Origin of the sequence: Neoroseomonas soli, from assembly GCF_018129065.1 — a bacterium.
Classification (GTDB): domain Bacteria; phylum Pseudomonadota; class Alphaproteobacteria; order Acetobacterales; family Acetobacteraceae; genus Neoroseomonas; species Neoroseomonas soli.
In genome coordinates this window covers 1-13,006 of record NZ_JAAEDM010000099.1, presented here as the reverse complement: position 1 = coordinate 13,006, position 13,006 = coordinate 1, and the positions used below count along the sequence as shown (strand labels likewise).

At 72.7% G+C, this 13,006-nt stretch carries 15 protein-coding genes; 9 read left to right on the top strand and 6 right to left on the bottom strand.

The annotated features are described in order from the left end of the window. The coding region (locus GXW76_RS22460) for a toll/interleukin-1 receptor domain-containing protein (protein WP_211864343.1) at positions 1-507 on the bottom strand (507 nt) is incomplete at its 3' end. Between the two features lie 124 nt (positions 508-631). Here GXW76_RS22460 and GXW76_RS22455 point away from each other — a divergent pair. The 4 genes from GXW76_RS22455 to GXW76_RS26205 are packed head-to-tail and all read left to right on the top strand — an operon-like array spanning position 632 to position 4,225. Next, entirely contained in the window at positions 632-2,359 is a 1,728-nt protein-coding gene (locus GXW76_RS22455; RefSeq protein ID WP_211864342.1) for a tetratricopeptide repeat-containing protein, read from the top strand. Further along, on the top strand, positions 2,356-3,075 hold the full coding sequence (locus GXW76_RS22450; protein ID WP_211864341.1) for a Crp/Fnr family transcriptional regulator: 720 nt from the start codon (positions 2,356-2,358) through the stop codon (positions 3,073-3,075). Before GXW76_RS22455 ends, GXW76_RS22450 begins: the two co-directional genes overlap by 4 nt. 8 nt (positions 3,076-3,083) lie before the next feature. Then, positions 3,084-3,809, top strand: a complete 726-nt coding sequence (locus tag GXW76_RS22445) for a M35 family metallopeptidase (RefSeq protein ID WP_211864340.1) — start codon at positions 3,084-3,086, stop codon at positions 3,807-3,809. After that, on the top strand, positions 3,806-4,225 hold the full coding sequence (locus tag GXW76_RS26205; RefSeq protein WP_211864339.1) for a DUF3175 domain-containing protein: 420 nt from the start codon (positions 3,806-3,808) through the stop codon (positions 4,223-4,225). Before GXW76_RS22445 ends, GXW76_RS26205 begins: the two co-directional genes overlap by 4 nt. Here GXW76_RS26205 and GXW76_RS22435 read toward each other — a convergent pair. The 4 genes from GXW76_RS22435 to GXW76_RS22420 form a co-directional block, all read right to left on the bottom strand. Further along, positions 4,222-5,391: an MFS transporter gene (locus GXW76_RS22435; RefSeq protein ID WP_211864338.1), complete on the bottom strand. Its 1,170-nt coding sequence runs from the start codon at positions 5,389-5,391 to the stop codon at positions 4,222-4,224. The two genes, GXW76_RS26205 and GXW76_RS22435, sit on opposite strands and share 4 nt — an antisense overlap. 53 nt (positions 5,392-5,444) lie before the next feature. Then, positions 5,445-6,500 carry an NAD(P)-dependent oxidoreductase gene (locus tag GXW76_RS22430; protein WP_211864337.1) on the bottom strand — a complete coding sequence of 352 codons (1,056 nt, stop codon included), beginning with the start codon at positions 6,498-6,500 and terminating at the stop codon, positions 5,445-5,447. A 70-nt stretch (positions 6,501-6,570) separates the two neighbouring features. Further along, positions 6,571-6,906 carry a c-type cytochrome gene (locus GXW76_RS22425; protein ID WP_211864336.1) on the bottom strand — a complete coding sequence of 112 codons (336 nt, stop codon included), beginning with the start codon at positions 6,904-6,906 and terminating at the stop codon, positions 6,571-6,573. A 44-nt stretch (positions 6,907-6,950) separates the two neighbouring features. Beyond that, a complete protein-coding gene (locus tag GXW76_RS22420; protein ID WP_211864335.1) occupies positions 6,951-7,694 on the bottom strand; it encodes an SDR family NAD(P)-dependent oxidoreductase in 744 nt (247 codons plus the stop codon). A 93-nt stretch (positions 7,695-7,787) separates the two neighbouring features. Here GXW76_RS22420 and GXW76_RS22415 point away from each other — a divergent pair, with 93 nt between their 5' ends. Genes GXW76_RS22415 through GXW76_RS22395 form a run of 5 tightly spaced genes read left to right on the top strand, consistent with a single transcriptional unit; the run spans position 7,788 to position 12,709 of the window. Then, positions 7,788-8,555, top strand: a complete 768-nt coding sequence (locus tag GXW76_RS22415) for an SDR family NAD(P)-dependent oxidoreductase (protein WP_211864334.1) — start codon at positions 7,788-7,790, stop codon at positions 8,553-8,555. Positions 8,556-8,566: 11 nt separating this feature from the next. Beyond that, a complete protein-coding gene (locus GXW76_RS22410) occupies positions 8,567-9,778 on the top strand; it encodes an acyl-CoA dehydrogenase family protein (RefSeq protein WP_211864333.1) in 1,212 nt (403 codons plus the stop codon). Beyond that, positions 9,771-10,757, top strand: a complete 987-nt coding sequence (locus tag GXW76_RS22405) for a phosphotransferase family protein (RefSeq protein WP_211864332.1) — start codon at positions 9,771-9,773, stop codon at positions 10,755-10,757. The genes GXW76_RS22410 and GXW76_RS22405 overlap by 8 nt, the downstream gene beginning before the upstream one ends. Continuing rightward, positions 10,747-11,091, top strand: a complete 345-nt coding sequence (locus GXW76_RS22400; protein WP_211864331.1) for a DUF6285 domain-containing protein — start codon at positions 10,747-10,749, stop codon at positions 11,089-11,091. The genes GXW76_RS22405 and GXW76_RS22400 overlap by 11 nt, the downstream gene beginning before the upstream one ends. A gap of 4 nt (positions 11,092-11,095) precedes the next feature. Further along, on the top strand, positions 11,096-12,709 hold the full coding sequence (locus GXW76_RS22395; RefSeq protein WP_456307118.1) for an AMP-binding protein: 1,614 nt from the start codon (positions 11,096-11,098) through the stop codon (positions 12,707-12,709). On the opposite strand, the gene GXW76_RS22390 is transcribed toward GXW76_RS22395, so the two are convergent. Further along, positions 12,710-13,006: hypothetical protein (locus GXW76_RS22390; protein ID WP_211864330.1), on the bottom strand; the 297-nt coding region annotated here is incomplete at its 5' end. It lies immediately after the preceding gene.

The window sequence follows — 13,006 nt, the reverse complement described above, 5'->3', positions numbered from 1 at the left end:
GGCACCGCCGACCCGCCCGACCGGGGCCACCCGCCCGGCGGAGGCCGCCCGCGCCGCGGCCACCAGCGCCGCGGCCTGTTCCCGCGGCAGTTCGATGGTGGCGTCCGCGGCCAGCGCCAGCCGCACTCCGGCCGCGAGTACATCCGCGTGCCGCTCGACCGGCGGGGGGAAGACGTCGAGCCAGTGGGAGCCCGCGAGATGCAGGCGCAATGCCCCGCCCGGCTGGCAATCCTCGATTCGCACCGGCACCAGCGCCAGGGACTGGGAGACGGCGGTGACCACCTCGTTCCTGACATGGACGGAGCCCGCCGTATTGCGCGATAGGATCAGCACCATCGCATGGGTGCGGCCGATCGCAGTCAGGATCGCCTCGCCCCAGTCGGCGCCGGCGGGCACGTCGCGCGGCGCCATCCAGCAGCGGATGCCGCGCACCTCCAATGCCGCGCACACGGCATCGGCCGCGGCGCGGTCGGCAGACGCGTAGCTCAGGAAAACGTCATGCGGCATCAGGCGGCGTCCGGGCTGATTGTTTCTGGCACAGCACGCGCCACGACGCCATTGCATCACCGCCACGTTGCCCGCACATCGCGGCGCCCTTAGACTCGTGCCTCATCCCCGCGGCCGAGGCCCGATGTCCGACCCGCTTGCCGAGGTCCTGGCGCTGGAGGCCGAGGGCCTTCTCTTTTCCGCCCACGACCGCGCCATGGCGGCGCTGGCCGAGCGGCCCGACGACGTGGCGCTGCGCTATCGCGCCACGCTCACGATCGCACGGGCGGGTGCGACGGGTATGGCGCTCGACCTGTTCCACCGCCTTCGACTCGATGCCGAATCGGACCCCGAGGTCGCGGCCCTCGGTGCGCGCCTCATCAAGGACCGCGCCTTCGAGCAGCCCGTCGCGGTGCGCGGCCCCCTGCTGGCCGAGGCGGCGCGCCGCTACGACGTGCTGTGGCGCCGCGGCGGCGCCGGCTGGCACGGGGTAAACGCGGCGGCGCTCAAGCTGCTGGGCGGCGACCGCCAGGCCGCCGCGGCCGTCGCCGAGCAGGTGCTCGAAGGCCATCGCGACGCCGGCGACTACTGGTCCGCGGCGACCGAGGCGGAGGCGCTGCTGCTCGCCGGCCGCACCATGGAGGCGCGTCGCGCGCTCGAGGAAGCGGAGGCGCGCGCCGGCAACGACCTCTCGGCCCGCGCGACGACCCGCCGCCAGATGCGGCGGGAGGCGGCGGCTCTCGGCCTGGTGCCCGGCTTCGTCGACGCGCTGCGCGTGCCCGCGGTGCTGCACTACACCGGCCACATGCCGAAGCCCGGGCAGGACGAGGCGGCGACGGAGCAGCGCCTCTCGGCCGCGCTCGACGCCGCCATCGCGGCGGAACACGTCGGCGCGGCCTTCGGCGGCCTGGCTGCCGGGCTCGACATCCTCGCCGTGGAGGCCCTGCTGCGTGCCGGCATCGTGCCGACCGCCGTGCTGCCCTGCGACCCCGACACCTACGAGGCCGACTCCGTCGCCCCCGCCGGCGCGCGCTGGGTGCCGCGCTTCCGCGCCCTGCTTCCGCGCGTGCGCATCATCCAGCTCGATGAGCGGCCCTATCCTGGCGACGACCTGCACCTCGCCATGGCGGCGCGCCGCGCCATGGGCCTCGCGCGGCTGCATGCGCGCCACCGCGACGGCCAGGCGGTGCAGGTCACGGCCTGGGACGGGAAGGCCCCGCGCGGTGCCGCCGGCACGGGCGCCGACGTGCGGTCCTGGACGGCGGCGGGCGGGCGCTCGGTCCATCTCGGCTGGCCCTGGCCGCGCAACGGCGCGGGCAACGGCAACGGCGCGACGGATGCGCAACGCCGGCCTATGGCCGTTCTCTTCGGCGATCTGCCGCGCTTCAGCGCGCTCGACGATGCCGGCCTCGCTCGCTTCTACGAAGGGCCGCTGACCGCGATGGGCGCGGCGCTCGACCGGCACCCGTCCGCCTACCGCAATGCCTGGGGCGATGCGGTGCAGGTCGCCTTCGACCAGGTGATCACCGCCGCCGCCTGCGCCTTCGACATGCGCGCGGCGCTTGAACTCCAGCGCCCGCCGATCCATCCGCGCTTCGCCATCGATTTCGGCCCGCTGCTGCCGGTGTACGATGCGGTGCAGCGGGCGGAAAAGTTCTCTGGCCGCGCCATGACGCGCGCCGCACGCATCGAGCCCGTCACGCCGCCGGGCCGCATCTTCGCGACCGAGGCCTTCGCCTGCGAGGTGGCGCTGCTGCCACGCGGCGCCGGCCTCGCCTGCGACTATGCCGGCCGCATCCCGACGGCGAAGGGCTTCGGGTCACTGCCGCTCTACGCGCTGCGGCGCGCCGGAGCCGAGGAGGAGATGGCATGAGCGACACGCGCCTCGCCGAGGAACTCGGGCGCATCGCCCTGTTCAGGGACCTGCCGCCGGCGGCGCTCGCGCGCCTGGCCGAGGGCGCGCGCCGCGTCGCGCCCTCGGACGGCGCGCCGCTCTTCGCCCAGGGTGACCCGCCCGATGCCGTCTATGCCGTGCTGGAAGGCCGCGGCCGCGTGCGCGTCGGCGCGCCCGACAACGCGGCCAAGCGCCTGATGGTCGAGGTCTTCCGCGCCGGCGACGTGTTCGGCGAGATCGGCGTGCTCGACGGCGCCGCCCGCAGCGCCGACGCCGTGGTGATCGGGGAGGTGAAGCTCGCCCGCATCCCAGCCGCCGCCTTCCTCGAGACGGCGCAGAACGAGCCCGCCCTCGGGCTCGCGCTGGCGCGCATGCTGTCCTCCCGCCTGCGCCGCACCTTCGGCCTGTTGCAGGATGCGACCTTCGCGCCGCTGGAGGTGCGGCTCGCGCGCCAGGTGCTGTACCTGCTCAAGGCGGACAGCGTGAAGACGGAGAAGGGCGTGCGGCTCGCCGCGCGCTTCCGGCAGGGGGATCTCGCGGACCTGCTGGGGGCCACCACGCGCAGCATCATCTCCATCCTGAATGCGTGGCGGGCGGCGAACCTCGTCGCCTACGACACCGAGAAGGCCTACCTCTTCGTGCTGGATGAGGCCGGCCTCGCCGCGGTCGCGGCCGGGCCGCGGGACGCGGGGTGAAGCGCTTCATGGCGCGCGGCATCCGCGGCGGGCTGGACTGCGCGGTGACGATGACCCGCAGACACGCCGCCCCGCTCACCGCGCGCTGGCCGATCCTGGCCGCGCTGTTGCTCTGCGCCGTGCCGGCGCTGGCCGACCTGCCGACGGACAAGCCGCCGCCGCTGGAACCGAACCGGCGTGTCCTTCAGACCGCCCTGCCGACCGACAAGCCGCCGGCCCTCGAGCGCGGTCCGGCAGACATTCCCGGCCCGGTCTGCACCGCCGATCATCGCCCCATGCTCGACGAGGCCCTGGCCGAAGCCCGCATCCGCATCGTCGAGGCCCTCCGGCTGGTAAGCGCGGACCCCGATCACGCCCATATCCGCCGCTGGTTCGGCGACGGCTCGCGCAAGTCCATCCGCATCACGCTGGAACTGACCGCGGCCCGGCTGGAGACCACCGAGGGCCTCGACATCCGCTGCAACGACCCGCCCTCCTGCCCCGGCGGGCGCTTCGCCTATGCGCGGGAACGCGACCTCGTGCTCGGCGTCTGCCCGCCCTTCTTCCGGGCGCGCATGGATGGCACCGACACGCGCTGGGGCATCCTGATCCACGAGGCGACGCACATCGCCGCCAATACCCGCGACCACGCCTACCGGCCGAACGGGGCGCTGAGCCTCGCGAAGGAGGACGGGATGCGCGCGGTGGAGAACGCGGACAGCTACGAATACTTCATCGAGACCCTGCCGAGGTGACGCCGCGGCGGGGGCGCTGGTCGGGCCGCGTCGCCTCGGCCTCCACCTTCCCGCCACCGGGCCTCTTCACCGCCGATGCGGAGATGATCGCCGCCACCATGGCGCGGCCCGAGGTCTCGCCGGGCGGCATCGGCGCGGCGATCCGGATGGTGAGCTTCTTCGTCAACCGCGCGGGGCGCACCCTCCCCGAGGCGCGGCGGGCGGAACTGCAACGCGCGAAGGACCTTCTGCAGGCACGGCGCGCGGCCCGGCCCCTGATCCCGCCCGAGGCGCGGCGTGCCGGCGCGTACCTCCACGTCGCGCTTGGCCCCGTGCGCGTGGAGCGCCGCGGCCGCGCCTGGGTCATGCTGCGCGGCGGCGATGCGCCGCCCATCCCGCTCGGGCCCGATGGCTGGGCGCATCTGGCGCCCGCCTAGCCGCCCCCCCGCCCCTGCGCGCGCAGCAGGAACAGCGCCGCCAGGGCCGCCATGCCGAGAGCCGCCGTGAGCCAGAGCGACTGCGCCCCGTAGGCGTCCACCAGCAGCCCGAAGAAGTACGGCGCGAAGGCCTGGGAGGCACGCGCCGGCGCGGTGATGATCCCCTGGCGGCGGCCGTAGCCCACCGGGCCGAACAGCGCGAGCGGCAGCGTGCCGCGCGTGATGGTCAGCATGCCGTTCCCCGCGCCGTGGATCAGCACGAAGACCGCCGCCATCGGCGCGCCGCCGGCCAGCAGCACCGCCACCGCGACGGGGTGCGCCGCAGCCGCGATGCGCGCCGAGACCAGCGGGCTCACCTTGCGCAGGAAGCCGAATTCCAGGATCCGCGCGCCCACCTGGGCGGGGCCGAGCAAGGCTCCGGCCGCCACCGCCGCCGCCGCCGTCGTCCCCGCGGCCTGCAACAACCCGGGCAGATGCGCCCCCAGGGCCGCCGCGCTGAACCCCGCCGAGGCCAGCACGAAGGCCAGCAGCGCCATGTCGCGCATCCGCGGTGCCGGCCCGTCGCCGCCGGCCGCAGCCGCGGCCTTTTCCGGCGGCGGCGCGCGCGGGATCAGCAGCCGGTTCAGCGGCAGGCCGAGCACGACATGCAGCGCGGCCCAGCCGAAGCAGGCCCCGCGCCAGCCCCATTCCGCCTCCATCAGCGCCGTGGCCGGCCAGCCCACGGTGCTGGCAAAGCCCGCGATCAGCGTGATGCCGGTAATGCTGTTCCGCGCCTCCTTGCCATACAGCCCCGCCAGCGTCGCGAAGGCGGCATCGTAGAGGCCCATGGCCATCGCCACGCCCACCACCGCCCAGGCCAGGCCAAGCACCAGCGGGCCGGGCGCCAGGCCCATCAGCAGAAGTCCCGCCGCGAAGATCAGGTTGGAGATGGCGAGCACGTCCCGCCCGCCGCGCGTGTCGATCGCGCGGCCAGCCGCCGGCCCCAGCAGCGCCGTCAGCAGCAGCGCCCCCGAGAAGATCCCGAAGATGGTCGCGCGAGACAGGCCGAACTCCGCCGCCATCGGCGCCGCGAGGATGGCCGGCAGGTAGTAGGAGGATCCCCAGGAGAGGGTCTGGGTCGTGCCCAGCACGGCGACGGTCAGGGCGCGGCTCGGAGTGGCGGTCATCGCCGCCATCCTCCCGCCGCCGCGCCCGGCCGCCAAGCCGGATCAGCGCACGGTTAGTCCGTGATCGGGCGCCCGAGCGCAGCCTTGTAGCGTTCCGCCACGCGCGCCTTGACCTCGGGGTTGATGATGCGCGGCGGGAAACGGCCGGCGGCGAAGGCGGAGAAGGCCTCGGCCGCGATGCGCGTGATCATCGCCCGGCTCTCATGCGTCACGCCCGCCGTGTGCTGCGTGCAGATCACCGCGGGGTGGGAGAGCAGCGGGTGGTCCTTCGGCGGCGGCTCCTGTTCCCACACATCGAGGCCGGCGGCGGCGATATGGCCGGAGTTCAGCGCCGACAGCAGCGACGCCTCGTCGTGGATCGACCCGCGCGCGGTGGTGACGAGCACCGAGCCCTTCTTCATCGCGGCGTAGGAATCCGCCGCCATCATCGCGCGGCTTTCCGGCGTCAGCGGGCAATGCAGGGAGACGACATCGCACTCGGCGAGCATCTTCCGCAGGTCGTCCACCTTCTCCGCGCCACGGTCGGCGACGCTCGCCGCATCCACATAGGGGTCGTAGGCCAGCACCCGGCAGTGGAAGGCGGCGTTCAGGATCGCCGCGGTGCGCGTGCCGACATTGCCGATGCCGACCAGGCCGACCGTCTTGCCGTAGAGGTTGCGGCCCATGAATTCCTCGCGCTTCTGCGCCCGGCCCTCGCGCATCGCCGCGTGGCATTCCGGGAAGCGCTTGAGCAGCGCGAGCATCATGCCGACGGCATGTTCCGCCACGGCTTCGGCATTGCCGCCGGCCTGGTTGACCAGCAGCACGCCGGCGCGGGTGCAGGCGCCGGGTTCGATGGTGTCGTAGCCGGCGCCCTGGGACGCCGCCATCAGCAGGTTCGGCAGCCGCGCGAGCAGCGCGTCGTTCACATGGAAGGGCTTCGGCAGCTCGTCGCGCGAGGCCTTCACGTAATAGCCCTGGCAGGTTTCCAGGACCTTCAGCGCCGCTTCCTCGCCGTCGTCGAGCGTCATCCGCACGATCTCGAGCCGCGGATCCTGCGCGGCGGTGTCGAGGAAGGACTGGTGCGGCACCCGGATCAGGTACGCGATGCGGAAGCGGTCAGCGGACACCTGGCGATTTCCCCCTTTTGAGCGGCGCCCTGCGTAGCGCGCCGCGCGGGATCGCGCCAGACGGGGGAGTTCAGCGTTTCAGCGTGAGCAGGTAGGCAACCACGTCGTCCAGTTCCTCCCGCGTCAGCCGATAGTCCGGCATGCTCGGATGCGGCGTCTGCAGGTAGGCCCGCAGCGACATCGAGGTGGTGGACGCCATCTGCGCGATGGACCGGAAGGTCGGCGCCGCATCGGTGGAAGGCCCCGGCCCGCCCGGCGCCACCTGGTGGCAGTTCGCGCACCATGTCGCGGACAGGCGCAGGCCTGCGCGCGGGTCGCCCGGCTCGGTCTGCGCGGCAGCGGGCAGCGCTGCGCCCGCGAAAAGCATAGCAACGGCCAGGGCGCGCATGCGAATCTCCGTGCTCATGGCCGGATGCTGCCGCGCGGCGCGGCCCCGGTCCAGCCCGGACCTCACGCCAGGTAGACCCCGCCGTTGATGTGGTGGACCTGCCCGGTGATCCATTCCGCCGCGTCCGAGGCCAGGTAGGTCATCAGCCCCGCGATCTCCTCCGGCCGGCCCATGCGGCCGAGCGGCACGGCGCGGGCCATCTCCGCCAGTTCGGCCTCGCTGTGGCCGTGGCGCGGCTGGGCCGTGTCGGTCAGGCCCGGCGCGATGGCGTTCACGCGGATACCGTGCGGGGCCAGCGCCAGCGCCATGGACCGCGTCAGGCCGATGATGCCCGTCTTGGTGGCGGCATAGTGAACGCCGAGCACCGCCCCGCGCACCGCCGAGGAGGACAGGTTCAGGATCACGCCCCTGGTGCCGGAGGCGACCATGTGCCGCGCCGCCGCCTGGGCGCAGAAGGCGCTGCCCTTGAGGTTCACGCCCAGCACCCGGTCCCACTCGGCCTCTGTCATGTCGAGGAAGTCCACCCGGGGGAAGATGCCGGCATTGTTCACCAGCACGTCGAGCCGGCCGAGGCCGCCGATGGCCGCCCCCACCAGCGCGGCGCAGGCGGCGGCGGAGCCGACATCGCCCTGCACCAGCACGGCGCGGCGCCCGGCGGCGGTGACGTCGGCCGCCACGGCCTCGGCCGCGGCGCGGTCGTCGAGCCAGTTCACCGCCACGTCGTAGCCCGCGGTCGCGAAGGCCCGCGCCGCGGCGGCGCCGATGCCCTGCTGCGCACCCGTCACCAGAACGGTCCTTGCCGGCATTCCTGCTCTCCCGTGCTGCGGGGCAGCATCGCGGGGCTTGCGGGCGGGCGCAACGGGTGGCACCCCTCGGGACAAGACGGGAAGGAGACGCAGGTGGACATCGCCAGCCTGTTTTCGCTGGAAGGGCGCCGGGCCTTCGTGACCGGAGCCTCGGGCGTGCTCGGGTCGCATTTCGCGCGAGTGCTGCACGGGGCGGGGGCGCAGGTGGCGCTCGCCGCGCGCCGGATGGAGGCGATCGCGGCGCTGGCGGCGGAGCTAGGCCAGGGTGCGGTGGCAGTGCCGCTCGACGTGACCGACCCGGCCTCAATCCCGGCGGCCTTCGACGCGGCGGAAGCGGCCCTCGGCGGCCCCTGCGACATTCTCGTGAACAATGCCGGCATCGCGGTGACCAAGCCGCTGCTGCAACAGGGCGTGGACGACTGGGACGGCGTCATGGCCGTGAACCTGCGCGGCTGCTTCCTGGTCGGGCAGGAGGCGGCGAAGCGCCTGGCGGCGGCGAAGCAGCCAGGGTCGATCATCAACATCGCCTCGGTGCTGGGGCAGCGCGTGATTCCCGGCGTGGCCGGCTACACCGCCGCCAAGGCCGGGCTGCTGCACCTGACGCGGCAGATGGCGGTGGAACTGGCGCGCCATTCCATCCGCGTGAACGCGCTGGCGCCGGGCTACCTCGCCACCGACCTGAACCGCGAATTCTTCGCCTCCGAACCCGGGCAGGCGATGATCCGGCGCGTGCCGCAGCGGCGGCTCGGCAATCCGGATGACCTCACGGGTCCGCTCCTGCTTCTCGCTTCCTCCGCCGGCGCGCACATGACGGGCGCGACGATCACGGTGGATGGCGGCCATTCGATCAACCCGCTCTAGGACGACGCGTCATGGATTTCGTGCTGCCCCCGGAGATCGAGGATTTCCGCCTCCGCATCCGCCGCTTTGTCGACGAGCGGCTGATCCCGCTCGAATCCGACCGCGCCAACTACGACGAGCACGAGAACATCGCGCCGCACGTGCTGGCCGAGATGCGCAAGCAGGCGAAGGCCGCCGGGCTCTGGTCCTTCCAGATGCCCAAGGCGCTCGGCGGCCAGGGCCTGCCGCGCATCGGCATGGCCGCCTGCTACGAGGAAATGAACCGCTCCATCTTCGGCCCCGTGGTGTTCAATTCCGCGGCACCCGACGACGGCAACATGATGATCCTCGACAAGGTGCTGCCCGAGGCGATGAAGGCCGAATGGCTGCAGCCCATCGTGAACGGGGATGTGCAGTCGGCCTTCGCGATGACCGAGCCGGACGGCTGCGGGTCCGACCCCAACCTGACCTATACGAAGGCCGACCGCGTCGGCAACGACCGCTGGCGCATCACGGGCCGCAAGTGGTTCATCACCGGCGCGGGCAACGCGAAGATCTTCATCATCATCGCCCGCACCTCGGATGACGAACGCAAGGGGCTTTCCGCCTTCCTGTTCAAGTCCGACACGCCCGGCTGGAGGATCACCCGCCGCATCCCGATCATGGGGCCGGAGGAGCATGGCGGGCATTGCGAACTCGAGTTCGACGGGCTGGAGATCCCGGATTCCCAGCGCCTGCTGAACATCGGCGACGGGCTGAAGCTGACGCAGATGCGGCTCGGCGTCGCGCGGCTGACGCATTGCATGCGCTGGACGGGGCTCGCGCGGCGCTCGCTGGAAATCGCGATGGAGCGGATCAAGGTCCGCGATTCCTTCGGCCAGAAGCTGATCGACCGCGAGAGCGTGCAGGGCCTGGTCGGCCAGGCGGCGATGGAAATCGAGATCGGCCGCATGCTGACCATGCGCGCCGCCTGGGCGCTGGACCAGGGTTCCTTCGCACGCAAGGAAGTGTCGATGGCCAAGATCGTCGTCGCCGACGCCTTGCAGAAGTCGGTGGACACGGCGCTGCAGCTGCTCGGCGCGCGCGGCTATTCCAAGGACACCGTCATCGAGTGGATCTACCGCTACGCCCGACAGGCCCGGCTGGTGGACGGCGCTTCCGAAGTGCATCGCATGGTGCTCGCCAACCTGCTGCGCGCCGAGGGCGACGGCTTCTTCCGCTGGGGCCAGGCCGGGCATGGATGAGGCGCCCCGCGCCCGCCTGACCGACTGGCTGCGCGCCGCAAGCGGCGACGCGGCGCTGGTCATCGAGAAGATGGCGCTGCTCTCCGGCGGCGCCATCCAGCAGAACTGGGCGCTCGACGTTTCCGGCGGGCGCGCCTGGGTGCTGCGGACGGACAATGCGGCGACGCTCGCGGTCAGCCACGGCCGCGCGCAGGAATACGCGCTGCTGCGCGCGGCCTTCGCCGCCGGGGTGACGGTGCCGGAACCGCTGTTCCTCTGCGAGGATGTCGCCGTGACCGGCGCGCCCTTCTTCGTGATGCGGCGCGTCGCCGGCACCGCCGCCGCGCATCGGGTGGTGAAGAGCGACACCCTCGGCGGCGGGCGGGATGCCTGCGTCCGTGCGCTCGGGCGCGAGCTGGCGCGCATCCACACCATCACGCCGCCGCGGCCGGACCTGTCCTTCCTCGGCACGCCGCCCGGTGATCCCTACCTCGCCTTCATCAGGGACCAGCGGGCTGCGCTCGACCGCCAGCGCAACCCGCGCCCGGTGCTGGAATGGGGGCTGCGGCACCTGGAACGTACCGCGCCGCCGCCGGTGCCGCCCGTGCTGGTCCACAACGACTTCCGCACCGGCAACGTCATGCTGGACGAGAGCGGCGTGACGGCGGTGCTCGACTGGGAGTTCTCGGTCTGGTCGGACCCGCATGCCGACCTCGGCTGGCTCTGCGCCAAGTGCTGGCGCTTCGGCAACGACGCGCAGGAAGCAGGCGGCATCGGCCCGCGCGCCGCGCTGTACGAAGGCTACGGGCAGGTGGACGACACACGCGTGCGCTGGTGGGAACTCGCCGCGCATATCCGCTGGGCGTCGATCGCCGTGGACCAGGCCGAACGCCATATTTCCGGCGTCGAACGCAACCTGGAACTGGCGCTGACCGGGCACATGGTCCCCGGCCTGGAATGGGAGATCCTACGCATGGTGGAAGCCCGCGATGCTGCGTGAACCGCCCGAAGGCCTCGACCTGCTGGCCACCGCGCGGGATGTGCTGCTGAACGAATTGCTACCTGCCCTGCCGCCGGACAAGGCCTTCGCCGCGCGCATGGTGGCGAATGCCATGGCGATCGCGGGCCGCGAGGCCGCGCAGGGTGCCTGGGAACCGGACGTGCTGGCCCGCATGACCGCGCTGGCCGGCGCCCCGCGCGCCTTCGCCGCAGCCATCCGCACCGGCCGCTTCGACCCGGGCTCGGCGGATCACGCGCAGGCCGCCGCGCTGCTGGACGACATGACCCGCGCGCGCTGCGCCGTCAGCGCGCCAAGGGCGCTGGGCAAGGGATGAGGCGATGATGGACGACGACCTGCCGAAATCGGCCGCGAACCACGTTCCGCTTTCACCGGTCTCGTTCATCGCCCGCGCGGCGCGCATCTGGCCGGACCGCGTGGCCATCCTCCACGGCGCGCGGCGCATCACCTACGCGCAGCATTTCGAGCGCAGCCGACGGCTGGCCTCCGCGCTGCGCAAGGCCGGCGTCGCGCCGGGCGACGTCGTCGCCGCGCTGCTGCCGAACATCCCGGAGATGCTCGACGCGCACATGGCCGTGCCGATGGCGCATGCCGTGCTGTGCCCGATCAACACACGGCTCGATGCACCGACCGTGCGCTTCATCCTCGGCCATTCGGGCGCAAAGGTGCTGCTGCTCGACCGCGAGTTCGCGGCGGTGGTGGTCGCGGCGCTCGACGGCGTCGCCGGCCCGCCGCGCATCGTCATCGTGGACGACCCGGAAGGCCCCGGCGGCGCCGAGATCGACGCCACACCCTACGAGGACTTCCTCGCCACCGGCGACGCCGCGTTTCCCGTGGAACCGCCGGCCGACGAATGGCAGGCGATCTCGCTCTCCTACACTTCCGGCACCACGGGCGACCCGAAGGGCGTCGTCGTCCATCATCGCGGCGCCTACCTCAACGCCTGCGGCAATGCGCTTGCCTTCGGGCTCTCGCCGCGCAGCGTCTATCTCTGGACGCTGCCGATGTTCCACTGCAATGGCTGGACCTATACCTGGGCGGTCACGTTGCAGGGCGGTACGCATGTCTGCCTGCGCCGGATCGATCCCGCGCGCATCTTCGCGCTGATCGCCGAGCACGGCGTGACGCATCTCTGCGCCGCGCCTGTCGTGCTGACCATGCTGATCCACGCCCCTGAGGACCAGCGCAGCGCCTTCCCCCAACGCGTCGGCATCGCGACGGGCGGCGCCGCGCCGCCCTCCCCGGTCATCGCCGCGATGGAGCGCCTCGGCTTCGACGTCACGCATCTGTACGGCCTGACGGAATGCTACGGGCCGTCGCTGCTCTGCGCCTGGCAGCCGGAACTGGCGAACCTGGCCCTGCCCGAGAAGGCCGCCTTCATGGCCCGCCAGGGCGTGCCCCTGCCGACGCTGGAAGACGCCACGGTGCTCGACCAGGAAAGCGGCGCCCGCGTGCCCACCGACGGCGCGACGCTTGGAGAGATCGCGCTCCGCGGCAACACGGTGATGAAGGGCTACCTGCGCAACCCCAAGGCCAATGCGGCCGCCTTCGTGGATGGCTGGTTCCGCACCGGGGACCTCGGCGTGCTGCACCCCGACGGCTACATCGAGGTGAAGGACCGCGCCAAGGACATCGTCATCTCCGGCGGCGAGAACATCAGCAGCCTCGAGGTCGAGGAGACGCTCTACAAGCACCCGGACGTGATGGAAGCCGCCGTCGTCGCCCACCCCGACCCGAAATGGGGCGAGGTGCCGCACGCCTTCGTCACGCTGAAGCCGGGCGCGACCGCGACCGAGGCCGACATCATCGCCTTCTGCCGCGCGAACCTCGCGCATTTCAAGGCACCGCGGCGCGTCACCTTCGGCCCGCTGCCCAAGACGGCGACCGGCAAGATCCAGAAGTTCGAGCTGCGCCGCACCCTGCGCGGGGACTGATCAGCCCCCGCGCGTCGTCGCGGACGCCGTCGCCATGCGCCGGCGCAAGGCCGCCTGCATGTCCTCCATCGTCTCCTGCAGGCAGTCCACCGGCAGGCGCCCGAGCGCCCGCGCACAGGCCTCGCGCCCCGTCACGTAGCGCGACAGCGCGGCCTCGATCTCGGCCAGCGCGGCCGGCTGCGAGGCGAACCGCCGCCGGGCCGCCTGCGCATCCTGCACCACCGCGGCGTCCAGGTCCCGCATCCCCGGCACGGCGCAGATGCGTTGCTGCGCCCAGCCGGCGGGCGCCGCGCAGTC